Annotated in this window: 22 protein-coding genes; 4 read left to right on the forward strand and 18 right to left on the reverse strand. The window is 36.5% G+C overall.

What is annotated here, in order from left to right; translation table 11 throughout:
• Positions 1 to 78: 78 nt before the first annotated feature.
• Positions 79 to 2,205, reverse strand: a complete 2,127-nt coding sequence (locus BM121_RS20745; protein ID WP_091486454.1) for an ATP-dependent Clp protease ATP-binding subunit — start codon at positions 2,203 to 2,205, stop codon at positions 79 to 81.
• A 675-nt stretch (positions 2,206 to 2,880) separates the two neighbouring features.
• Between BM121_RS20745 and BM121_RS20750 the strand changes: the two genes are divergently transcribed.
• Positions 2,881 to 4,227, forward strand: a complete 1,347-nt coding sequence (locus BM121_RS20750) for a tetratricopeptide repeat protein (protein ID WP_091486456.1) — start codon at positions 2,881 to 2,883, stop codon at positions 4,225 to 4,227.
• Here the strand turns inward: BM121_RS20750 and BM121_RS20755 are convergent.
• A complete protein-coding gene (locus tag BM121_RS20755; protein WP_091486459.1) occupies positions 4,224 to 5,096 on the reverse strand; it encodes a DNA-3-methyladenine glycosylase family protein in 873 nt (290 codons plus the stop codon). The genes BM121_RS20750 and BM121_RS20755 overlap by 4 nt on opposite strands.
• 82 nt (positions 5,097 to 5,178) lie before the next feature.
• Between BM121_RS20755 and ppx the strand changes: the two genes are divergently transcribed.
• The gene (gene ppx, locus BM121_RS20760; RefSeq protein WP_091486461.1) at positions 5,179 to 6,723 is read left to right on the forward strand and encodes an exopolyphosphatase; all 1,545 of its coding nucleotides are present in this window, start codon (positions 5,179 to 5,181) and stop codon (positions 6,721 to 6,723) included.
• A gap of 78 nt (positions 6,724 to 6,801) precedes the next feature.
• Positions 6,802 to 8,898, forward strand: a complete 2,097-nt coding sequence (locus BM121_RS20765) for an RNA degradosome polyphosphate kinase (RefSeq protein ID WP_091486464.1) — start codon at positions 6,802 to 6,804, stop codon at positions 8,896 to 8,898.
• Between the two features lie 177 nt (positions 8,899 to 9,075).
• Here the strand turns inward: BM121_RS20765 and pdaA are convergent, their stop codons facing one another.
• From pdaA to BM121_RS20840, 16 genes are all read right to left on the reverse strand, one after another.
• A complete protein-coding gene (gene pdaA / locus BM121_RS20770) occupies positions 9,076 to 9,858 on the reverse strand; it encodes a delta-lactam-biosynthetic de-N-acetylase (RefSeq protein ID WP_091486467.1) in 783 nt (260 codons plus the stop codon).
• A 57-nt stretch (positions 9,859 to 9,915) separates the two neighbouring features.
• Positions 9,916 to 11,220 carry a Na+/H+ antiporter family protein gene (locus BM121_RS20775; protein WP_091486469.1) on the reverse strand — a complete coding sequence of 435 codons (1,305 nt, stop codon included), beginning with the start codon at positions 11,218 to 11,220 and terminating at the stop codon, positions 9,916 to 9,918.
• 24 nt (positions 11,221 to 11,244) lie between these two features.
• Positions 11,245 to 11,391 (reverse strand): SE1561 family protein, encoded by a 147-nt coding sequence (locus tag BM121_RS22220; RefSeq protein WP_175495519.1) that lies wholly within the window; start codon positions 11,389 to 11,391, stop codon positions 11,245 to 11,247.
• Positions 11,392 to 11,525: 134 nt separating this feature from the next.
• Positions 11,526 to 12,299, reverse strand: coding sequence for a YfkD family protein (locus tag BM121_RS20780; RefSeq protein ID WP_091486471.1), 774 nt, complete (start codon positions 12,297 to 12,299; stop codon positions 11,526 to 11,528).
• Between the two features lie 56 nt (positions 12,300 to 12,355).
• Positions 12,356 to 12,748 carry an OsmC family protein gene (locus BM121_RS20785; protein ID WP_091486473.1) on the reverse strand — a complete coding sequence of 131 codons (393 nt, stop codon included), beginning with the start codon at positions 12,746 to 12,748 and terminating at the stop codon, positions 12,356 to 12,358.
• A gap of 46 nt (positions 12,749 to 12,794) precedes the next feature.
• Positions 12,795 to 13,238 carry a GtrA family protein gene (locus BM121_RS20790; protein ID WP_091486476.1) on the reverse strand — a complete coding sequence of 148 codons (444 nt, stop codon included), beginning with the start codon at positions 13,236 to 13,238 and terminating at the stop codon, positions 12,795 to 12,797.
• On the reverse strand, positions 13,235 to 14,377 hold the full coding sequence (locus tag BM121_RS20795; RefSeq protein ID WP_091486479.1) for a glycosyltransferase family 4 protein: 1,143 nt from the start codon (positions 14,375 to 14,377) through the stop codon (positions 13,235 to 13,237). The genes BM121_RS20790 and BM121_RS20795 overlap by 4 nt, the downstream gene beginning before the upstream one ends.
• 31 nt (positions 14,378 to 14,408) lie before the next feature.
• Entirely contained in the window at positions 14,409 to 15,557 is a 1,149-nt protein-coding gene (locus tag BM121_RS20800; RefSeq protein WP_091486482.1) for an NAD-dependent epimerase/dehydratase family protein, read from the reverse strand.
• 871 nt (positions 15,558 to 16,428) lie between these two features.
• Positions 16,429 to 17,094: an amino acid ABC transporter permease gene (locus tag BM121_RS20805; protein WP_091486484.1), complete on the reverse strand. Its 666-nt coding sequence runs from the start codon at positions 17,092 to 17,094 to the stop codon at positions 16,429 to 16,431.
• Between the two features lie 13 nt (positions 17,095 to 17,107).
• A complete protein-coding gene (locus BM121_RS20810; RefSeq protein WP_091486487.1) occupies positions 17,108 to 17,995 on the reverse strand; it encodes a transporter substrate-binding domain-containing protein in 888 nt (295 codons plus the stop codon).
• Positions 17,996 to 18,235: 240 nt separating this feature from the next.
• Positions 18,236 to 19,084: a YihY/virulence factor BrkB family protein gene (locus BM121_RS20815; RefSeq protein WP_091486488.1), complete on the reverse strand. Its 849-nt coding sequence runs from the start codon at positions 19,082 to 19,084 to the stop codon at positions 18,236 to 18,238.
• Positions 19,077 to 19,364 (reverse strand): hypothetical protein, encoded by a 288-nt coding sequence (locus tag BM121_RS20820; protein WP_091486490.1) that lies wholly within the window; start codon positions 19,362 to 19,364, stop codon positions 19,077 to 19,079. The genes BM121_RS20815 and BM121_RS20820 overlap by 8 nt, the downstream gene beginning before the upstream one ends.
• A 26-nt stretch (positions 19,365 to 19,390) precedes the next feature.
• The gene (locus tag BM121_RS20825; RefSeq protein WP_091486491.1) at positions 19,391 to 19,864 is read right to left on the reverse strand and encodes a low molecular weight protein-tyrosine-phosphatase; all 474 of its coding nucleotides are present in this window, start codon (positions 19,862 to 19,864) and stop codon (positions 19,391 to 19,393) included.
• A 49-nt stretch (positions 19,865 to 19,913) separates the two neighbouring features.
• Positions 19,914 to 21,584 carry a putative bifunctional diguanylate cyclase/phosphodiesterase gene (locus BM121_RS20830; RefSeq protein WP_091486493.1) on the reverse strand — a complete coding sequence of 557 codons (1,671 nt, stop codon included), beginning with the start codon at positions 21,582 to 21,584 and terminating at the stop codon, positions 19,914 to 19,916.
• A 90-nt stretch (positions 21,585 to 21,674) separates the two neighbouring features.
• Positions 21,675 to 22,043, reverse strand: a complete 369-nt coding sequence (locus BM121_RS20835; RefSeq protein ID WP_091486494.1) for a DnaJ family domain-containing protein — start codon at positions 22,041 to 22,043, stop codon at positions 21,675 to 21,677.
• A gap of 6 nt (positions 22,044 to 22,049) precedes the next feature.
• Positions 22,050 to 22,697 (reverse strand): MOSC domain-containing protein, encoded by a 648-nt coding sequence (locus BM121_RS20840; protein ID WP_091486496.1) that lies wholly within the window; start codon positions 22,695 to 22,697, stop codon positions 22,050 to 22,052.
• Positions 22,698 to 22,833: 136 nt separating this feature from the next.
• Here BM121_RS20840 and BM121_RS20845 point away from each other — a divergent pair, with 136 nt between their 5' ends.
• Positions 22,834 to 22,968 (forward strand): YflJ family protein, encoded by a 135-nt coding sequence (locus BM121_RS20845; RefSeq protein ID WP_091486498.1) that lies wholly within the window; start codon positions 22,834 to 22,836, stop codon positions 22,966 to 22,968.
• The last annotated feature ends 366 nt before the right edge of the window (positions 22,969 to 23,334 follow it).

The raw sequence follows: 23,334 nt of genomic DNA on the forward strand, positions 1-23,334 counted from the left end.
GAAGCAGAGATCAATGCATTTAACACTATTTTACAGTGAATTTATTTTTAAACTACATAAAGAAAAAGCACTAGCTAATTAGCTAGTGCTCTCCTTCACAACGATATCTTCGTTCTCAAACACGATCTCTATTTTGTTTACATCCTCTTCTTCCAACACAAGATCTGTGATGCCGTCTTCTACTTTATCCTGGATCACACGACGTAGTGGACGTGCACCGAAGCGAGGGTCATAACCTTTATCAGCAAGGAATTTCTTCGCTTCTTCACTTACTGTTATTGTAAGGTCAGATTCTTTTAGTTGTTCACTTAATTCTGCAATCATGAGATCTACAATTTTCAGCAGTTCCTCTTGTACTAATTCATTGAATGGAATGATCGAATCAAAACGGTTTAAGAATTCCGGCTTGAAATAACTACTTAAGGTTTCCAGTGTTGAAACAGCTTCATTGTTGTCACTGTTGAATCCTACTGTAATATTTTTCGTACCTGTACCTGCATTACTTGTCATGATAATTACAGAGTTTTTGAAGCTAACGGTTCTACCGTGACTATCGGTTAACTGACCGTCTTCCATGATTTGCAGGAACATGTTTTGCACATCAGGGTGTGCTTTTTCGATTTCATCTAACAGAATTAAACTGTACGGATTGTGACGAACTTTTTCTGTTAGTTGTCCTGCTTCCTCATGCCCTACATAGCCTGGTGGTGAACCAATGATTTTAGATACGGTATGTTTCTCCATATATTCACTCATATCAAGGCGAATCATCGCATCTTTGGTACCAAATAACTCTTCTGCTAATGCTTTGGTTAGCTCGGTTTTACCGACACCAGTTGGTCCAACAAAAAGGAAGGAACCAATGGGACGATGTTTGGATTTAAGTCCAGCACGACTGCGGCGAACCGCTTTGGCCACTTTATCAACGGCTACTTGTTGCCCAATCACTCTTTGGCTTAAGTTATCTGCTAAGTGCTTCATTTTGGATTGCTCATCTGATTGAATTTTACGAACCGGGATTCCGGTTTTCTCTTCAATGATTAATTGAATGTCTTCTAGAGTCACTTCTGCTTTTGGCGCTTCCTTTGTTTCCATTAATTTTTGCTCTAATTTGATCTCTTGATGTCTTAAGTTAGCAGCGTGTTCATAGTCTTCTTTTTCGGCTGCTTCCATTTTTTCTTTGCCGATTTCGTCGAGACGTTTTTGCATAGATTCGTGATCTGACTCACTTACATCTAAATTAAGACGTGCCCCTGCTTCATCAATTAAATCAATCGCTTTGTCAGGCAAGAAGCGGTCTTGGATATAACGCTTCGACAATGTAACTGCAGCACTTATTACCTCATTAGAGTAACTTACTTGATGAAATTTTTCATAACGCTCTTTCAATCCTTGCAAAATTTGCTCTGCTTCTACTAAAGAGGGCTCTTTCACCATAATTGGCTGGAAACGACGTTCCAATGCTGCATCTTTTTCGATTTGACGGTATTCTTTTAAGGTTGTAGCTCCGATTAATTGTAATTCACCTTGTGCCAGTGCTGGTTTCAAGATGTTTCCTGCATCCATTTGAGAGCCTTCTGTTGTTCCAGCACCTACTAGTAAGTGAATTTCATCAACAAAAAGGATCACATTTTGACGTTCTTGCAGTTCAGATACGAGTTGCTTTATGCGCTCTTCAAATTGACCGCGAATTCCCGTATTAGCAACCAGTGATGCTACATCTAAAAGGTAAATTTCTTTACCCAACAGTTTAGATGGAACATTTCCTTCCGTTACTTTTAATGCTAATCCTTCTGCTATGGCTGTTTTACCGACACCAGGTTCCCCGATTAAGACAGGGTTATTTTTGTTACGGCGATTTAATGTCTCCATGACACGTTTGACCTCTTGATCACGTCCTATGACAGGATCAATTAACCCTGCTCTTGCAGCATCAGTCAAGTTTTTACCCATTTGATCCAACAGACCATTTCCTTTTTCACCTTGTCTTGTGTTTGTTTTGGATTGTGCCTTGTTAGAACCGTTTGCTCCTCCAGCAAAGAAGCCTTCAAAGTCTTGTCCTCCCAACATACCAGTTGGATTTTTCATTTGATTTTTTATATCTTGAAAGCATGAGTCACATACATGTAAAGATTCGGTTTGATCATGGAATCGAAGGTTTACATTAATCGTTGCTTCATGAATACCACATTGTTGGCATTTCATTTGTCATTCCTCCTTCAATTTTTATCAAGGTCATTTTTGACTTTGACTATATTTGACCTTTCATACTTTATATTATAATCTGACCTTTTTTGACTTTCAAGATCTTTGCTCAAAAAATTTTTACGTAATAAAAAAATGTCCCAAAAACTTAGCTCATTACATTGAACTAAATTTATGAGACAGTCGATCAGTCTTATTTATCTTTCTCGGATCCAGACAGTCATTTCGTTTTCTCCACGATTACTTCATGCAGAAGTTTCCATCCAAGAAGCAAAAACCGCTTCTTGCGGGGTATTCAGACTGTTCCTTTCCCACAGGAGTGTCGGCAGCAATGATCAAGTACTCATTAATAAAAGAATGGAAGGAAGAAAGTAAATATTCTTTTTCCATAAAAAAAAAACAACCCCAAAAGTAGATTGTTCAGCTTATCTATTATTTTTATATCACAACACCGAAAGGTATAAACACGAGTAATAAGGCTAAGAGTATCGTCCATAAAATTTCTTTTAACACATAGATCCTCCTAGTTAACTTTTCGTCTATCTTACCACATAAGGGGGCGACTGCTTGTGTTTTGAGAGAAATCATTACAAAGAATTTACAATCACAACATTCTTTTGCCTTCAGATTATTTATGCTACACTAGAGATAACCGCAATAAAAGGAGTTGTTTCGATGATCACAACCATCCAACTAATGCATAATAAAAAAACTATACGTTTTAATGTAGAACAAATGACAATATATAAACAGGTAAAAATTGTAGAAGCTACCGGTCAACAAGATCAATCTTACCATTTGTTTTTTTACAAAGACCGCTATATTAACGCCAAGAAAACGACTTCTATACGACTGAAATCCTTTCTTAAAAATGCTCTCCAATATGGACACACATTCGCTTCTGATCATCCATTAACCAAAGCACTACTCAATGAAGAAAATGCTTATCGACTTACTTCCAATAATCAAATGGTACAAAAACTATCCAACAAAATGAACGAAACGGAAATGCTTTACGTACTTGCTATGTTCGATAACTATGTAAATGAGAAAAAAATCGAGGCACTGTGCAAGAAGACATTTTATAACTACCGAAGAAATGGTCAGTTAATGAAAGCATTCCGAATCCTTGCCAACTATGTGCAAATACGCCCGCATGATATGTTTGCCAAAGATATGCTCCATCACTTTGACTTCAAAAAACATCAAGACAAATATCAAGACATTGATCAACTTACAATAGAATGGTCAGATCCTCTCTATTTAGAATCCATTTATTTCGAGAAAAATTTCCCTGACACTGTCATAAATTCTATAATCCAACAATATCATATAGATAATCGGAAATTTGATCAACTCTTCCTTATCTACACCAAATGTTCATCCTTAAAGGCTGTAGCAAGGCTTGATGACTTGGCCCAAGAACTTCTTTCCGAGCAGGATCAAATTGCGTTATGGGAAGATTTATTAGCCCAATATCCTGAACCAAAAGAAATAATCGAAAAGCTAGTAAAACTGAACGGCTATCACGCAATTTTAAGGTATTATCTTCACCATGCTGAAGCGATTGATGATCGTGAGCTATTCGAGAAGGCATTAGAAACTGTTTCTACTGACCAATTAGTACAAGATTATCAACCTTTATTACAAGCATTAATAACCGTATACGAAAATAATGCTGTGCAATTGGAGAAGGTTCTTCATTTAACCATCAAAAAGCTATTGCAGCATCTGTCTTTAAAAGACATCATTACATCACTAAAACATACCGAGCTGCCGATTATGCAGAAACTAAGAAAAATGGAAAAATTAACAGATAATCCAGACCAACAATTTGCTTTAGGCGAAATATACTTTGATCTGGAACAGTACGACCAAGCAATTGCTTGTTTTGAATGGGAAATGGAGTTATCACCAAATGATCCAGCACCGATCCAATACCTATACAAAAGTTATTTAGCAAAAGGTGACAAAGAACAAGCAAACACGTATAAACAGTTGATGGTCAACATACCTTCTTAAGTTTCTTCGATACTGCGCCACAATGTCATAGTAGCGTAAGAACGGTATGGTTCCCATGCTTGATTCCATTCTTCTATTTTTGATGCAGTTGGTTTATTTTCAAGACCAAAATGAAGTTTCAATGCATTTTGAACGCCTATATCACTCGATGGGAAAAGATCATGTCTACCCAGTGAGAACATCAGCCAATTTTGTACTGTCCATGCGCCAATTCCGCGAACTTTGGTTAATTGTTGTATCACTTCTTGGTCACTTTTCTCATAAAATGAAGTTAGATCGAGCTCTTTTGCGACCACTTTCTTCGCGGTATCAATAATATATTCTGCTTTGCGTCTACTAAATTGCATATCTTGCAACTCTTGATAAGGAATATTTGCTACCATTTCCGGTGTCGGATAGAACCAGACACCGTCTAGTTGTTCACCATACGTCTTCACAAATCTTGCGGTTAAAACTTGGGCAAAAGCCATATTTAATTGTTGATGAATAATCGTTTTCACCAAATTACTAAATGGATCAAATTCTCGAATCAATGGTGTTGCTGGGTAGCTTTCAAACAAGTCTGCTAAATCTGTTTTGGCGAAAAACTGCTGAATCATTTGTAAATCCTGATCCCAGGCAAATATATCGGCTATTTGGACAAGCAGATCTTTCTTTCGCTCTATGTCTCGCCCTTCTATTAAAAATTCAGGGTCTTCTGTTGTACCTGTTGCTGTTACAGTTACAACATGTTTTTCTTGGTCCATTCGCAACGGTACTGACACACTTCGTTTCTTGAAATCAACGTAATTCAACTTATCCATTTCTAACCGGAATAATAGATAATCAAAATCATAAGGTATTCCAAGTTCTATTTTTTCTTGCCACATTACAATAACCCCTCCCACAATTCAGAGTTTCACTCTATTATGGTATAATATAGGAAAATTCACAATAATTTAGGGTGATACCATGCAAAAACAATATTATGCCATAATCGACATCGGTTCTAACACAATGCGACTAGTAATCTATTTAAGAGAAAAAGGCGGCAGGTTAAAAGAAGTAGAAAACGTAAAAGCAGTTGCCAGACTACGTACTTTTTTGGAAACAGATAATACGTTGAATACTGCTGGTATAAAACGATTAATAGTAACTCTCCAGAGCTTTCAAGATGTATTAACGACATATGAATTAAAAGAAGTCGTTTGCGTAGCAACTGCGACCATCAGACAGGCGAAAAACCAAGAGGAAATTTTGATCCAGGTAGAAAAACAAACAGGCCTAAGCATTCGGACCTTATCAGAAGAAGAGGAAGCCTATTATGGGTACTTAGCAGTTGTGAATTCTACCTCTATTCCATCAGGTATCACCGTTGATATTGGTGGTGGCAGTACAGAGATTACTTATTTTGAAGATAGAGAACTAATAGAATCACACAGTTTTCCATTTGGTGCCTTAACACTAAAAGAATTTTTTGCAAAGGAGACCCCTAACAGCGAGGAATTGGCAAATTTACGAAATTATTTAGCAGAACAATTTGCTACATTACCTTGGTTGCGTAACAGGGAGATTCCTTTAGTTGCTATCGGGGGGAGCGCACGTAACCTTGTGCAAATTGACCAAAATTTGAAAGAATATCCTCTTGCCGGGCTACATCAATATAAAATGTATGATACAGATATTATCAATGTTAGTAACTATTTAACGGCACTAAAGCCAGAAAAATTACTTAAAGTCGAAGGATTATCAAAGGATCGAGCCGATATTATCGTTCCTGCTATAGAAGTGTTCCACAGTTTATATAAAATGATTCAGGCAGACAGTTTTATTTTAAGCCGAAAAGGTCTTCGTGATGGTGTGTTCTATGAACAATTATCAAAGGAGATGGGATCTATCCTTTTCCCAAATGTGCTAGAGGATAGTATCCAAGAACTGATCAATGATTTTGACCTAGATCCAAAGCAAATTTTGCATGTCCAATATCTAACGCGCAGACTATTTGATTACTTAAAAGAAAATGGACTTCTGCATTTAACAAAAGAGGATTGGACATTATTAAAAAGAGCAAGCTATTTATGCCATCTTGGTGACTATATCGATGCTGAATCAAGTGCACAGCATACCTTTTACCTACTGGCTAATCGCACGATAGATGGACTAATGCACAAGGATCGCCTACAACTGGCATTGATTGCTTCCTATAAAAACAAAACGATATTCAAACAATTTATCAAGCCTTATAAACAATGGTTTTTGAAAGAGGAACAAAAAAAACTGCGTCATTTAGGTGCATTATTAAAGTTTATCTATTGTTTAGATGCAACGAAACGTCAGGTAGTCAAAGAAATTAGTTTTGACATCAAAAATGACACGCTGACGATAACATCACATTGTGTTGGTGATGCAAAACCTGAAGAGTATCAATCTGAAAAACAAAAGAAACATGTGGAGAAGGCAATCAAAATGGATGTGGAGTTAAAGTTTGATTTTTTGCGAAGAGCGAATTTACAATAAATTAACATTAAATTAACAAAATATAGATCTTTTAGCGTTATGATAGTTATAGAGATTGTCGAAAAAGGATGATGATTGATGTCGACCGTCAAACAAGAGAGAAATTTAGAGCTACCTGCTTATTATAATAATCGTGAGTTGAGTTGGCTCTCTTTTAATAAGCGAGTACTAGAAGAAACTGACGATGAAACTAATCCATTATTAGAGAGATTACGTTTCCTTGCCATCTTTTCATCTAATTTAGATGAATTTTTTATGGTGCGCGTTGCTGGTTTAAAAGACCAAGTGAAGGCAGGTTTCAACCGCCCGGATAATAAATCAGGCTTAACACCCAAACAGCAGCTCTCCAGAATTTCCAGTTTTAATCACGAATTGGTTGAACAACAATACGATTTATATAAAGAACTATTGCCACAGTTAAGAAAAGAAAATATTCACATTATTGATATGGAGGATTTAACTTCCAACGAAATCAACCAATTAGAAGATTATTTTAATGAACAAATTTTCCCTGTGCTAACACCTATGGCTATTGATGCGTATCGTGCTTTTCCGATGTTACTAAATAAATCAATAAACCTGGCAGTACAGCTTGAAGATATTTATGACATGGAACATCAACAAGTCAAAACAGCGATTGTACAGGTTCCCGCATTACTTGATCGATTCATTCAAGTCGGGGATATGCAACAGTATATATTACTTGAAGATTTGATTCGTTATTTCATTCATAAATTTTTTGCAGGCTATCGTGTGCTGACTACTAGCACTTTTCGTATCACGCGAAATGCCGATATGACCATTCACGAAGAAGGTGCGCGTGACCTTTTAAAAGAAATTGAAAAGGAATTAAAGAAAAGGAAATGGGGAGCAGCAGTCCGCCTAGAGGTAGATGCTCGCGAAAACAATCCTGACATGATTGAATTTTTACTACATGTTCTTGAAATTCATAAAAAAGATTTATACATCATTAATGGTCCTCTTGATCTTACCTTTTTGTATGATTTTTATGGTAATATCAAAAAAGAATACGAGCATTTAGTATATGAAACATTAATCCCTCAACCAGCTCAGGATATTCATGAAGATGAAAGTGTATTTGAAGCAGTTAGAAAAAGAGATTTATTTTTACACCATCCTTATGAATCGTTTGAACCTGTTGTTGATTTAATTCGTGATGCTGCAAATGATCCGGAAGTTTTAGCGATTAAACAAACATTGTATCGCGTCAGTGGTGATTCCCCAATCATTGCAGGTTTAAAACGGGCTGCAGAGAACGGTAAACAAGTTACCGTACTAGTAGAATTAAAAGCACGATTTGATGAAGAAAATAATGTGCAATGGGCGAAGGAATTAGAAAAAGCTGGCTGTCATGTTATTTATGGTATGATTTCGTTAAAAACACACAGCAAAATAACACTTATAGTCCGTCAGACCACTGGTGGAATTGAGCGAATTGTCCATCTAGGAACAGGTAATTACAATGATCAAACTGCGAAATTTTATACTGATATGTCCTATATCACTATAAAAAGGAAATTTGGAGTAGACGCGACTGATTTTTTCAATTATTTAAGTGGTTATACAGAAAAACCAAATTACCATCATTTATCGATGGCACCATTTGATATCCGTAATGATATCACTGATTACATTGATAACGAGATTGCATTTCATAAACGTTATGGAAATGGCCGAATTATTGCGAAGATGAACTCTTTAACGGATAAACTATTAATTCAAAAATTTTACGAAGCATCTCAAGTCGGTATAAAAATTGACCTGATCATTCGAGGTATTTGTTGTTTACGACCAGGAATCTCAGGGGTCAGTGATAATATTCAGGTGAAAAGTGTTGTCGGCAGACTTTTGGAGCATAGTCGTATATATTATTTCCATCATAACGGAGAAGAAAAAATATTCTTATCCTCTGCTGATTTAATGACTAGAAATATGGTGAAACGCGTAGAATTAATGTTCCCTATTTTTGAAGGCAGAATCAAATCAAGAATTCTTTCGATTCTGGACATCACGCTGAGAGACACTGCTAAAACAAGAAGCCAAACACATAATGGCAGCTATTCACGCGTCAGACATCAAACAAAAGGCACTTTATTGGATAGTCAAATAATGTTATTCGATATGGCCTATAATGTATTAGAAGATGAGGAATAAAACATAAGCAAAAACCCGTTTGAATCATTTTTCAAACGGGTTTTTAAACAGGCTATCGATTTTATCGGGCAGTCTTGGATTGATATCGGGCACTTTCTGTCTTTTTTCGGGCACTTTTATTAACTTATCGGGCAGTTTTATATGGATTTCGGGCGCTTTTCCCATTTATCGGGCACTTTAACTAAATCCGATTAATTCCTCGGGAAGCAACTGCTTTAACATGAGATCGTCTATGCTTTTGAATTGATAGCCTTGCTCTCTTAAATCTTCAATCAAATGTTCCAATGCATCTGCGTTATCTTTCGAAACAGTATGCATCAGTATAATCGCTCCTGGATGAATTTGATTCATCACTTGTTCATAAGAATGTTTCCAGCCTTTTTCAGACCCTTCATTCCAATCCACAAATGCCAGTGACCAAAAGATATGCGTATAACCCAACTCATTTGCCCAGCTTAATGAATCTTCATTAAAAGTTCCACTAGGAGGGCGAATATATTTGACGACTGCTTTATCATCTAATTTTTTAATTTTATCTGTTAATTGCGTGACATCTTTCGTGAAAGTTTTCTTCGATACCTCGGTAAAGTCGAGATGATCATCAGAGTGGTTACCAACGATATGACCATCCACCAACATACGGCGAACTAAGTCTGGCTGGTCATTCACGTAATGACCGGTTAAGAAAAAGGTTGCTGGTACTCCTTTTTCTTTCAATACATCTAAGATTTGTTTGGTAAAACCAGCTTCATACCCATTATCAAATGTTAAATAAACATGTTTGTCACCTGATGGATCCATGTAATAGCTTTGATACTTTTCTAAAATTTGCTGGTATTTCCCCACATCTGGTGGTTGTTGATTCGTACCTTTTTTATATCCCCAGCCATAGCTGACAGCTCCTGCTTCCATGGGTATAACGAGCAAGAATAGCATCACCATTACTATTATTTTTTTCATATAATCACCTTTTTTTATTTTTAGTTTAAGTAAAACAAGTGATCATATCCTGTGATTTTATAAAATAATGCTGGCAATCCATCCAAATAAAAACAATGGAATATTAAAGTGTAAAAAGGTCGGCACACATGTATCCCAGATGTGGTGGTGTTTGCCGTCAGCACTTAAACCTGATGTCGGTCCTAATGTGCTGTCACTAGCCGGACTTCCGGCATCACCTAATGCACCTGCTGTACCAATTAATACGGCTATTGCCATTGGTGAAAATCCAGCTGCCATGCAAATTGGTACATACAGTGCCGCAATAATTGGTATCGTACCAAAGGAAGAACCTATTCCCAAAGTAATCACTAAGCCAACTACTAATAAAACAAAGGCAATGATGGCCTGATGTCCCGCTAATATATCAGAAGAAGATGCTACTAACGCATCTACAGCACCTGTTTTCTTCAGGACCTCTCCAAAACCAGCTGAAACAAGCATAACAAAGGCAATGCTTCCCATCATGCTGACTCCTTGTTGTACAAATGTATCTCCCTCACGTAATGGCACAGCAAATAGCAACACCATTAAAATAATACCTGCCAGCGCTCCAATCACAAGACTTTCGGTGAAAATTTGTACAATTAATGCAGCAAATATGGCTACAAGTGTTAAACCGTGTTTATAATTAAATGTTACTTCTTCTTTAACATCACTTGTTACATTTTCAAATGCTAACCATTTCTTTGGTTCACGAGGTTTACGATACGTAATAAATACTGCTATCAATAACCCAATAATCATGCCAATACCAGGTAATAGCATAGATAGAGCACTTTCCTTAATCGTAATATCGACACCATTACTGCTCATTCCCTTTTGTAGCGTTTGGTGAAAAATAAGCCCAAACCCTACTGGGATCATGATGTAGGGTGCTTTAAGACCGAATGTCAAAGCAGTTGCTACTGCACGTCGATCCAATTTCATTTGATCAAATAATTTCAATAAAGGTGGTATTAAAATCGGAATAAATGCGATATGAACCGGCACAAAATTTTGGGACAGTGATGCAATTCCGGCGATAACTAATACGAGCATCGTTTTTTTGCCAGTTAATACTTTAATTAACGCACGAACCAATATCGAGGTAATACCGGTATAACTGATCATAGTCGCGAACACACCAAGCAAAATGTAACTTAACGCCGTTTCTGCTTGTTCCCCCATCCCATCAATTAACATCGTAACTGTATCCTGAATATTCATACCTGCCATAAGTCCAGCGACTACTGCTGAAATAATAATCGCAAAAATAACATGAACTCGTAACAAACTTAGGGCAAGCATGACAATAACTGAAATGACAACAACCCATTCCATATTGTTTCCCTCTCCCTCTTTTCTTTAAAGGTCTTTTTCTATTTTTTCAATCATTTGAATTAACTGATCAACATCTTCAACAGACGTCTGTTCCGGATCCAAATGATCTAGACGCTCCATGAAATGCTCTAACTGCATTCGAAGCTCTCTAATCTTATCCTCATTGCTCACAACAACACCCCTTTCCAAGTTCCACTATTTATCCTAATTCAAAAAAACATACATGTCTAGGACTTTTATAGATCCTCATAAACACAAAAGCATGCATCCCCATTTTTGTTACGAGAAATGCATGCATCAATACCTTATTTTGTCTCAAATGTAAAAGTGAGATGATTGGCGATCGGGATAAATGCTCCTACTTCCTGTTTCGTGACATTTTTAATAACCAAATTCTTCTTTGAACCTTTTAATTCAAGGTATACTTCACCTAGAGTAACTTGTCCCGTGTCCTTGACCACGGGTATATTTGCTTTTAATATCCCAGTTTTTGAAGTAGGAACGGTATATGTTTTACTAAGCTTTGTTTCTTTACCAACCACCGCATGAAATGTAAGAGGGTATTCATGCTGGCTTCTTGCTTTTTGTAAAATCATTTGTTTAATTTGATCTGTTTGGTCTATCTTTGCAGTTAGTGCACCTTCCACATGTTTTTCTTCTATTTGGTAATAATAAATCTCCTGATTTTTCTCACCCTTAACATTATTCAGTTCATTCGTATTAACCGTTTGAAAATCCCAATTAACCTCTGACAATTCTGATTGATACGATAAAGGCCAATGCCCAAGAAATACATTAGCACGATAGCCAAAAGCAAATGGTGATGGTTTAATGGTTGATTCATTTAATGATTTTATTAACAACGGATTATCTATCTTAACATTGACATCCTCTAACAATTCTTTTACTAATTTACTCGGTTCGATCATCGTTTCTTCTTCTGACACTTGTTTATAGGTATTCTCATTCTCGATCGACACTAGATCATGATCAGCTTGCTCCTCCTCTTTCGACTCTACAAGTAAAGGGATGGTTAGCATCATTAAACATAAAATCGCAGAAAGACCGAGTTTCTCCATTTTTGTTTTCGCTCCTTTTTTCCTTAGTGTTACAAAACGAGCGAAAACTATGCGTCTTAATTACTTAAATTCACTATTTCAAGCTTTTCGGTAATCTTTACACTATCTTCAATAGTTCGAATCATCGAGCAATTCTTACGAGCAATTTCCATACTTTTTTCGATCTGATCTTTTTTTAGATTTACACCTTTTACAACAAAATGAAGATGAATAGAAATAATCTTGTTTGCTTCATCTGGTGATTTTTCGACATCTGCGGAAATCTTTAGATCATCGATCGCTATTCTTTTTTTATCCAGTACTTTGCGAAACACAGAAGCACTACATCCTGCTACAGAAGCGACCATTAATTGAAACGGTCGATAGCCTAATTCTTCGTTTCCTGATATATCTAACTCTCCGAACGGTAAAATGGTCCGAACGCCACCTTCTGATAAATAAAAATCCATCTAAACTCCTCCTTAAGTGTAGTGTAGCTTCGTTGCAAACCGATATTCATTTTTTTCTAAAGTCTCTAAACACAAAGTACTTTATCATAAAAAAACTTGCTAAAGAAGATAATCCCATTGCGAGGCCTTTAGATAAATTATAACGCCACCAATTAGGTATTTCTATTATAGCAAACAAGGAATTAGCCCCCAAAAAAACAAGGTTACTAATTCCTAAACTAATTAAAGCTTGTATAAAAAAAGCAAATCTCTGGTAAGAATCTCCTTTTGATGCACGTTTAAAAGTGATCGATGCATTCCAGATATAGCTATTTAATATCGCAAGACTATAGGAAATACTATTATATACAATAAGGAGAGCTGTTTTTTCCGTATGAAACAACAGTAACAGTACATTGAGAACAGCAATATCAATCAGTGCATTACTCACACCAATAATACTAAATTGAAAAAATTGAAAGCGATCACTCTTTCTTTTCTTTTCTCTCATGAACATTCCTTCTTATCGTAGTCTTTATTATGTGATTCAATCACCTGCTGATAAAAAGCTAAGGCTTGTCGGGACTGATCATCCCATCCCATTTGATGGATGTCTTTCCAAGCAGTTTCACCTAAGTACTTTCGCAATGCTTCATCTTCTAAACGCAATACGGTTTTTTTAAAGCTTTCCACACTTTCGGGATTATATAACAATCCGTGTTTATCGTGTTCGATTTGTTCCCGTGTCGGACCACTATCAGCTGCAACAATTGGTAAACCTGATGCCATTGCTTCCATTAGGACCAAGCCTAATGTTTCTGTTGTAGATGGAAAAACAAACACATCTGCAGAAGCATAGGCTTTAGCTAATTCTTCACCATGCATAAATCCAGTAAACACGGTATTTGTACCTTGGAAATGTTGTTCCAACGGTGCGCGATGTGGTCCGTCTCCAACAATCGCAAAAACAAATTGGTCTGATTGTTCCAGGACCGTTCGGATCTTTTCTATTTCCTTTTCGGGAGCTAGTCTGCCAACATACAATAACAGCTTTTTATCATCCATCCCATTGGTTAACCGATCCCTCACCTTTGGATCTGACTTATCTGGATGAAACAGGTTGTTATCCACACCTCGTTTCCATACATGTACATCGTTAAAGTTTTGTTGTTCTAATTCTTCTTTCACCACATGTGATGTACACAGGTTAAGGGATGCCTTTTTATGTAATTTACGGAAGTACCACCAAAGGAGGCCTTTTAACATCGATAAATGATAATACTCTGCATACTTTGGCACCTGTGTGTGATATGACGCAATTAAAGGAAAATTGATTTTTTTTGCATAATACACGCCGGAAGCTCCAAGCAATGCTGGATTAACAACATGTACAATATCTGGACTACATTCCAACAGCAGTTTTTTTACACGGTGATTCGGTAAGGCGAAAGGTTTAGAACGATAAAATGGCAACTTACGAGCAGGTAAGCCAATTACTTTCGCCCCTTCAAATTCACTTACTCCTAAATCTGGCGCAATTACTGTAACTTGATGTCCGTTATTCAAAAAATAGCGAATACTATTCGTTAACCTTGTTACCACACCGTCCGTAGAGGGCAGAAATGTTTCAGTGATAATGAGTATGTTCATTTCTAGATCATCCTTATTTATCTGGTTCGAATTATTTCCATTTCACTTGTGGTAAAATATTTTTCTCGATAACACGTTCTTTATAGGTCATCACAGTTTTAAGTATTTCTCTTATTACATTTTCGTCAAGAAGATACGGTTCTAATCCTAGATCTTTTAATTTTGTATTTACCGCTTGAAAGAAATGGTCTTCGAGCTCTACTCTTGGATTTTCTAAATGAGCAATTTCCGTATCAAAGCCTTCCTCTTGAGCTACTTTTTGCACTTTTTCAGCCAATTCACCTACTGAAAATTGTTCGGTAAATTGATTAAATACACGGAATTCGCCATGGTCAGCAGGGTTTTTAGCTGCAATTTCAATACAGCGGACTGTATCATTAATATTAAGGAATCCTCTTGTTTGACCGCCTTTTCCATATACAGTTAAATCTTGTCCAACAGTTGCTTGGATAATAAAGCGATTTAAAGCAGTACCAAATACACCATCATAATCCAGACGGTTGGTGAGGACAGGGTCTAATTTCGTTTCGTCTGTTTCTAAACCGTACACGATTCCTTGATTTAAGTCTGTTGCTCGAATGCCCCAGATTTTACAAGCGAACATAATATTATGACTATCATGAACTTTGGATAAATGATAGAAAGAACCAGGCTGTTTCGGGAATGGTAATGTGTCCTTTCTTCCTTGATGCTCAATTTCAATATAACCCTCTTCAATAGGGATATTAGGTGTCCCATATTCTCCAAGTGTACCCAACTTGATTAAATGACAATCAGGAACGATTTCCTTTATACCAAATAGTACATTCAATGTTCCAGTCACATTATTTTCCTGAGTGTACACTGCATGTTCTCTGTCAATCATGGAATAGGGCGCGGAGCGTTGTTCTGCAAAGTGAACAAATGCATCTGGTTGTTCTTTTTTTAGCACTTCTTTTAAAAAGTCATAATGTGTTAAGTCACCTTCATACAAATTGATTTGTTTTCCGGTAATTTCCTGCCATTTCTCCACTCGCTCCTCTAATGAAGCAATGGGTGTTAATGAATTAGAGTGTAGTTCGTTATCAATTTTTCTTCGTGCATAATTATCAATAATTGCAATTTCGTGCCCTTGTTTCGATAAGTATAGAGCAGTTGGCCAACCACAAAAGCCATCTCCTCCTGCTACAATAATTTTCATTCTTTTCCCACCTTCTCTTCTCTACTTTTCAAAAAATAAATAACCCTATAATATTCATATTAACATTATTCAAAATTAATGAGATAGTAAATACAGAATATTTACATAATTTTTACTAAAAACTTAAAAAATATCGTGTTCTTTAGAATATTTTATTAACTTCTATAAGAAAAAGTAGAAGCCCACTCAGTCTTTATCTTAACTCAGATCGTATGCGCTAATCGTCTGTAAGACCCCCCTACTGATCATAGTCTCACTTTATACAGTAATCCCCTCGCTTCGGCTGCCCACTTCCCTTTCCATGGGGTTTTTCCCTCAGGAGTTGAAGTGGGCGGCCTGCGCTGAATCATGCTCTACAACATGTGTCAGACCTAGAATCTTGGGTTATTATCCCTGGGGAAATGCAAAGCTATGGCGTTGAAAATCACTAATAATGGTTATAAAACCAATATGCTTTTTCTGATATTCGTTGTAGAAAAAGATATAGCAGAGACCAAACGTTTCGACTCCTAAGGGATTAGCATGATCTGAAGATCCACTTTTGCAGGAGCGAACTCCTCCTGCAAAAGTTAGCTGAAGAACATGCCCCTAGGAAAGCGAAACGGTCAGCCACAGCGGTCGGCTTGCACAAGCTATCTTTCAAAATGACCAGGAGAATTACACATCTTACTCCAGGGGTGTTAGCGTCTGTTATCCCCCCACTTAGCTACCTTGTGTTACTTGAAGCTTGAAGTGGGGGTCGTCTTACAGACGGTTAGCACCGTGATAAAAGTTGTGATATCAATGGTTATATACTCCCTCTATATACTAACGTGCTTTCTTTACTTGGTACAAAAAATCCATAGAGAATTATTATCTCTACGGATTTTTATTACTTCATAAATCGACTGAATTTGTTTTCTAAGCGTTCTTGAAAAATGGATATTATTATACAAATTGGCCAGTAAATGAATGCCACTAATATGTACATTGTCAGTGAATCATAGGATCTTCCTCCGGCAATTTGTGCCTTTTGGAAAAGCTCTGGCACCGTGATGACCGCTGCTAAAGAAGTCGCCTTCACTAAGTCTAGAAAGACATTCGTTAATGGCGGCATCGCAATTCGGGTACTTTGTGGTAAGATAATTTTCATTAATGATTGCCAATAACCAAAACCTAATGCTTTAGCAGATTCCCACTGACCTTTTGGAACACTATTAATAGAAGCACGAATGACTTCCGCAATATAAGCGGCACTATTCAAGCCGAAACCTAAGATCGCTGCCATGATCGCCGGCATTCTTAAGTCAATCATTGGTAAACCATAATATAAAATAAACAAAAAGACTAAGATCGGTGTTCCGCGCATGAACGATATATATACTCTGGCAGGATAACGTAAGACTAATAAATCCGAGCTTCGTGCCAAGGATAAAAATAACCCCAGCACGAGCCCTAATCCCATACTTGCGAACGACACAATCAATGTCATCGGTAAACCACTTAAAAGCAGTGGTAAATTCTCTAACGCTACTTTTACATCAAAAAAATCACCCATCTAATATCACACCTTATAGTTCGAGACCCTCAATTTCTTCAATCTCATCCTCTGGTTTTTGTGAAGCATCCTCTTGATAAAATTGAGTAGCTAGCTCTGTTAAAGTCCCATCTTCTTTCATCTCTGCTAATGTTTCATTAATTTTTTGCTGTAACGTTTCCGCTTCTAAATCCATTACAACTGCTTGTTCCGTTGCATGGAATTTTAAATCCGGATGGAGATGAATATCAAATTCCGGAAAGCCTGCTACACCAAATTTAGATAAATAATAATCATTGACAATTACGTCTGTATTGCCATTATTCACATCACGTAAATAAGCTTCGTTAGGTGCATTTCCATAGGTAACCACTTTTGCACCAAAGTGTTCAGCGATCTGACTGTAGATGGTTGTTGCTCCACCGCCAGCACGCTTACCTTCCAGATCGTCCAAGCTTTCTATTCCTGAATTATCTTCTTCTCTCACAACCATTGTCGAATAAGAATATTTATATGGATCGGAAAAAGCGAACTGTTCTTTTCGCTTATCTGTTGCTTCAATATCATTGACTGCTACGTCAATTCTTCCACTCTCGATAGCCGGCAGCATACCGTCAATTCCCATTATTTCAAAACGAATCTCTAAATCGAGACGCTCTGCTATTTCTTTCATAATCTCGACGTCATAACCAGTCAAGTTATCATCTTCGTCATATGTAGAGGCCCCGATCAACGTTCCAGACGTACCTGCTACAATCTCACCTTTCTCCTGAATCTGATTCCATTTTTCTGACTTGATTTCTTCCGTAGCGTTCTCCTCTTCGCCTGTATTAGAAGCCTTCTGATTCTCTGCATTTTGTCCACATGCTACAAGAAAGCCACTTAATATTAGTATACTGAATAATACCACTAATCTCTTCACAAAAATCGCACCCCTTTTTTGTTATATTAATTTTCTCTATTAAAAGATAACAGCTTAACTTGATTATTTCAATGTTTTTGCTATCTGTCTTATATTTTTCATTATAACTGTTATATTCCATTTTCTTCATTGACATGATATTGAAATAGTAAAAAGGACTGTCACAAAGTTCGTTCACTATTCATGCAAATAGAATATATAAACTAACTCTTGAAACAGTCCCCTTATTCAAGAAAATATTTAATTTTTATTCCTTTTATCCCTTGCGCCTTTCTCGATTTGAGCGTTGATTTCGCCTCCTGTGATAATAATGATGCCGGATAAATAGAACCAGATCATTAGGATGATGACTCCCCCGAGGCTACCATATGTGGCGGAGTAGTTGCCCATCGATGATACGTAGTAGGAAAATGCAAGGGATGTCAACTGCCAGCAGATAGTAGCAAAGATTGCACCAATGTAGATATGTTTAAAATAGACTCGTTTACTTGGCGCCATTCGATATAACATCATTAAGACGATAAAGAAAATCACTGAGGAAATTACCCATCTTAAGGTGTTCCACATATCTAGGAAACCTTCTGACAATCCAAAGAATGAAAAGAGATACACTCCGATCATTTTTCCGAAGATCGGTAATAAAAAAGCCACCAAAATAACAAGCAGCATGGCAATAGTCAACACAACCGATATTGCTCTCATCACAATAAAGGAACGTTCTTCCTCTATATTATAGGCTTTATTGAAAGAACGCATTAATGCGTTAATACCATTTGAAGCTGACCAAAGTGTACCAATAACACCAATCGATAATAAGCCACCATTACGATTATTCATAATTTGGGCTAGATTATCATTTAACAGTGTCATAATTTCCTCTGGTGCATAAGTCGAGACAAAATTCATGACATTTATCTCATCAAATGGTAAATAACCAACTAATGTCACAAGGAAAATCATAAATGGAAATAAGGATAACAGAAAAAAATAAGACAATTGCGCCGCTAAGCCTGGCACTTCATCTTTCGTTATTCGTTCAATTAATTGCTTAATAAAACGAACAAAACGATTGTTTAGTAATTTATCCATTGTTATCTCGTTTATCTACTTTTTCTGTCAGTTCTTGTAATTGGTGAAGCATATTTAATGCAGAGGTTAGTCCTAAAGCAAGCTGTTCGGAACACTTTGTATAATTAACGTTTAATAGATGGATTGTATCTGCTGGATGCTTAGCATAATAGGCGGCCCTATTACCACAAATCTCTAGTCTACTTGTCACATAAGAGCGAGTATCGCGATTACTCAATGTAATAAGTCCTCCAACAATAGCTCCTGTAAGTATTCCTTTTATTAGTCGTTCTTTTCCCATAACCTCTCAACCTTTCTTATCTTAGTTTATGTTAAATCATGTTTATTTGATATGTAATCAAATAATTGCTCACAACCTTCTTCCACTAATTCATACGTATAATCAAAATTCTTCGTGAAATACGGATCTGGTACATTCTGTTCTTTCGGTTGATCCACAAAGTCCATCAATTTTTTGACGGTTACATCAGATGTTTGATAAGAAAGTTGTGATAAATCATCCATGTTTTGCTGATCCATTGCAATGACATAATCAAAATCTTTTACATCAGTTACTTGTATTTGTCTCGATTTTTGTCCATGATATGAAATATTCAATTCATCTAATTTTGCTCTTGTACCTTGATGTGGAGGTTTACCGATATGCCAATCACCTAACCCTGCCGAATCAATTACAAACTGATCCTCTACTCCCTTTTCTTTAATGATATGACGAAATACCGCTTCAGCCATTGGAGATCTACAAATATTTCCTAAACAAATAAACAACACTTTAATCATATAATACCACCTCAACTATTATCTTAATCCTGTTTTCTCCCGGAAATTCCTAAGAAAATGCTAATAATTTCTCTTCAATTAAATCCGCTTCAAGCGGTTTACTATAAAAGTATCCTTGATAATAATCACATTTTTCATTTCTAATAAAAGAAAGTATTTTTTCAGCTTCCACACCCTCTGCGACTACCTTTAAACCAAATGTATGCCCTAATTGAATCATAGCTTTTATAATTTCTGCACTTCCGGATTCTTCAAACAATTCCTTTATAAAAGATTGATCGATTTTCAAATAATTTATCGGAAACTTTTGCAAATACCCCATCGAAGAATAGCCTGTACCAAAATCATCAATCGATAAGGAGACACCCATAGCTCGTAATTCATTCATCATTTCTATACATTCTTCGGTGTTTTGCATGACACTGTTTTCCGTAATTTCGATTTCTAAATAATGGGGATCCATTCCTGTTTCCTTTATTATTTGTTTTACTCTTGGTAGAAAATCTGGTTGCTGTAATTCAATAGCAGAAATATTGACGGCAACTATTACAGGAGTTGCCCCACTCTCCTGCCATCTTACAAACTGGTTGCAGGCTTCACGTAAAACCCATTCCCCGATTTGATCAATCATCCCAATTTCTTCTGCTACCGGAATAAAAAGCGATGGCGGTATTCTGCCTTTTTTTCCGTGTTCCCAACGAATCAATGCTTCTACTCCAACAATCTCATTTGTATGAACATCCACCTTGGGCTGATAGGACAGTGTGAATTCATTAAATTTGAATGCTTTACGAATATCTGACTCTAATAATATCAGTTCATTATATTGTTCGCTCATTTTATTCGTATATTCACTAATACGGTTGCCACCTTGAACTTTACCATAATGCACGGCTATGCTTGCTCGATTAATATAATCCTCAGTTTTGCATGCTCTTTGATTTATATAACTTATACCAATCGTTCCTGTCATATAAAAATCATGATCTGAAATATTGATTGGTTGTCTGACAATTTGCAGAATCTGTTCTGCAAACACCTTTAAATCTGGTACATGTTCGTCAATAACAATGACAAACTCATCACCACCCAATCGATAGACCGGACACGTTTCAAGTGTAGATTCTTTTAAACGATCGGCTATTAAAGTAATAACTTTATCGCCGGCAAATTGCCCCAATGTATCATTGACATTCTTTAAACGATCCAAGTCACAAACCATGATTGCTTTGGGCTTATCTTTACGATTATTATGTATAGTTTTGTCTAAATCATCAAGTAACTTTTGTCGATTCGGGAGCTTGGTAAGGATATCGTGTGTCGCCATTAACTCAATTTGTTGTTCAGACTTTTTAAATGACGTAATATCAATAGTAGTGCCTATTACCTCTATCACTTCTTCATCTTTTATAATAGGGGATAACATGGTGAATAAATAATGTTGATGAAACTGGTGTTTAAACGTAATTTCTGTACCAGTAAATGCCTCTATCAGCTTATTTTTCTGCAACGAAAGGAATGTTGAATCGAGTTTTTTTATATTACCGCCGGAATCTGTCATTATATCTAGCAATTTTAATTGTTCTTTCAACTTTCCAGATAGAAATGTACAATAGAATTTCCCTTTCTGCTTCCTAATAACGAACATAAGATTCATGTTATGTTGTAATATTCTCAATAAATCGTCCGTACCCGGAAATACATTGGATTCGTGTGGCATAATAGTCACCTTTATTTTTTATTTTCCTCTAGTATACGTGAAAAGGTTACATGAAAAAAGTACCAGCCTCTAACTTTTCTACAATTTTCCTTAAAATAACCGATTAATTTTACTGCTATATCTTTTGTAGGTGGAAGTTTGTTTCATATTTCTTTTTTCCAGCATGATTTGAAATTGTAATTCTTTTTCTGAAATTCGCTTCTCAATTCGCTGTTTATCATTATCATCTTTACATAATTTTAATAAATCTCGTAAGGAAGCTAATTCTTTATTAAGTTGCACTTCTTCAGGCAGATAGCCACTATTTTTCATGATACGATAACTCATCCGCAAGTCCGCTGGGACATGTTCCAGCGGATCCTTCTTTTGTGGTTTCCCTTTCCCTTTAATATCATCAAACTCTCCATCTTTCAATGCTTGTTTAATTCGTTCCTCCGCAAGTTGTGAAAATACGTCCACCCTGTATCATCCTAACTTTTCGATTCGTTTTGTTAAACTTCTTTTGACATTAGGTGCTAATGCCTCTATTTGAAGATATTGCTCCATTCGTTCCCTGTTTTTCCGATCTTGAAATAAACAGTGAAATACGTCAACTGGTGTAACTTGTTGGGGATCTTCTTTCACTTTTATTAATTGATCTGTCGGCTCCACTATCCCTTCTTTCAGCACACGAAAGTAATAACCACTGTAACCTGTTTCCGTTAGGACAGCTGGCATATCCTGAATGTCATGGACTTTGGCAATTTTATAACATGGCTGTCTTGGTTGCGAAACTTGAATTTCTGCCTCGCCAAGCTGAAAAACATCGCCAATATATAGATCACGCTCTGTTAAACCGTCAATTGTTATATTTTCACCAAAAGCAGGGTATGAAAAATCACGCTGATACTTTTCTTCCCAAAATGGGTAATGATCTTTGGGGTACAGTAATAACGCCTTCTCCTCACCACCATGGTTTTTAAGGTCCGCTTGCCCATCCTCCTCAAAACCAGTGATGCTTAAATAATGTGGTTGATGAGTAGGTTTTTTTATAAATCCTGTTTTTATTTCCTGTCCACCCAAATGATGTACTGTTGGCCTTCCTACATTTAAAGAAACAATTGCATATCTCACATCAAAAACTCCCTTTTCACTTCCTTATATCCATTATACAAAAATTACTTAAAAGAATTAATAATAACCTCTTTTCATTGAATTTTTCAGATGTTAGAATAGCGTCTGCAGTATTTTGGGTAAGGAGTGTTGAGCCATGCATGTAGGAAGCAAAGGTTGGTACGTTGAAAAATTAAAGGAACAAGGTGTGCGTTATATTGAAGGTAGAAAAATTGAAAAATTCAAGACACACATTCTTGCAAATTTATTAGATGAAAAAGAAAATAGTTAAGATACTAACAGGTCGAGGGATCGGCCTGTTTTTTGTTGCACGTAAGAAAAGCGCAAAACGCAGATCACGCTAATTCCCCAGGAGTCGAAACGGTCGGCCTGCGCTATTGTTATGTTCTACAACTTATTATATAGAATCATTTTTGCGTTTACTGCATCATGTAGAACCCTATTTTCTATCGCTATAAAAAGCCAAAATATCAGCTGTCACCATAGGTGTAGAGCCTATCTTAAAGCGTAGGAAAAATGCGAAGACTCACGGCGCGAGAATGCATGAGCTGAAGATTCATTTTATTTAACAAAATTAGCTGAAGCCATGCCCGCGGAAAGCGAAGCATTTTTCCGGAGCTGTGCCCAGCACTCTATA

The organism is Gracilibacillus orientalis, assembly GCF_900114645.1.
Classification (GTDB): Bacteria; Bacillota; Bacilli; order Bacillales; family Amphibacillaceae; genus Gracilibacillus; species Gracilibacillus orientalis.

Excerpts from the sequence above, each read along its gene's own strand:
- BM121_RS20745 (WP_091486454.1), bottom strand. The coding sequence starts at position 2,205 with ATGAAATGCCAACAATGTGGTATTCATGAAGCAACGATTAATGTAAAC.
- BM121_RS20750 (WP_091486456.1), top strand. The coding sequence starts at position 2,881 with ATGATCACAACCATCCAACTAATGCATAATAAAAAAACTATACGTTTT.
- BM121_RS20755 (WP_091486459.1), bottom strand. The coding sequence starts at position 5,096 with ATGTGGCAAGAAAAAATAGAACTTGGAATACCTTATGATTTTGATTAT.
- ppx (WP_091486461.1), top strand. The coding sequence starts at position 5,179 with ATGCAAAAACAATATTATGCCATAATCGACATCGGTTCTAACACAATG.
- BM121_RS20765 (WP_091486464.1), top strand. The coding sequence starts at position 6,802 with ATGTCGACCGTCAAACAAGAGAGAAATTTAGAGCTACCTGCTTATTAT.
- pdaA (WP_091486467.1), bottom strand. The coding sequence starts at position 9,858 with ATGAAAAAAATAATAGTAATGGTGATGCTATTCTTGCTCGTTATACCC.
- BM121_RS20775 (WP_091486469.1), bottom strand. The coding sequence starts at position 11,220 with ATGGAATGGGTTGTTGTCATTTCAGTTATTGTCATGCTTGCCCTAAGT.
- BM121_RS20780 (WP_091486471.1), bottom strand. The coding sequence starts at position 12,299 with ATGGAGAAACTCGGTCTTTCTGCGATTTTATGTTTAATGATGCTAACC.
- BM121_RS20785 (WP_091486473.1), bottom strand. The coding sequence starts at position 12,748 with ATGGATTTTTATTTATCAGAAGGTGGCGTTCGGACCATTTTACCGTTC.
- BM121_RS20790 (WP_091486476.1), bottom strand. The coding sequence starts at position 13,238 with ATGAGAGAAAAGAAAAGAAAGAGTGATCGCTTTCAATTTTTTCAATTT.
- BM121_RS20795 (WP_091486479.1), bottom strand. The coding sequence starts at position 14,377 with ATGAACATACTCATTATCACTGAAACATTTCTGCCCTCTACGGACGGT.
- BM121_RS20800 (WP_091486482.1), bottom strand. The coding sequence starts at position 15,557 with ATGAAAATTATTGTAGCAGGAGGAGATGGCTTTTGTGGTTGGCCAACT.
- BM121_RS20805 (WP_091486484.1), bottom strand. The coding sequence starts at position 17,094 with ATGGGTGATTTTTTTGATGTAAAAGTAGCGTTAGAGAATTTACCACTG.
- BM121_RS20815 (WP_091486488.1), bottom strand. The coding sequence starts at position 19,084 with ATGGATAAATTACTAAACAATCGTTTTGTTCGTTTTATTAAGCAATTA.
- BM121_RS20820 (WP_091486490.1), bottom strand. The coding sequence starts at position 19,364 with ATGGGAAAAGAACGACTAATAAAAGGAATACTTACAGGAGCTATTGTT.
- BM121_RS20825 (WP_091486491.1), bottom strand. The coding sequence starts at position 19,864 with ATGATTAAAGTGTTGTTTATTTGTTTAGGAAATATTTGTAGATCTCCA.
- BM121_RS20830 (WP_091486493.1), bottom strand. The coding sequence starts at position 21,584 with ATGCCACACGAATCCAATGTATTTCCGGGTACGGACGATTTATTGAGA.
- BM121_RS20845 (WP_091486498.1), top strand. The coding sequence starts at position 22,834 with ATGCATGTAGGAAGCAAAGGTTGGTACGTTGAAAAATTAAAGGAACAA.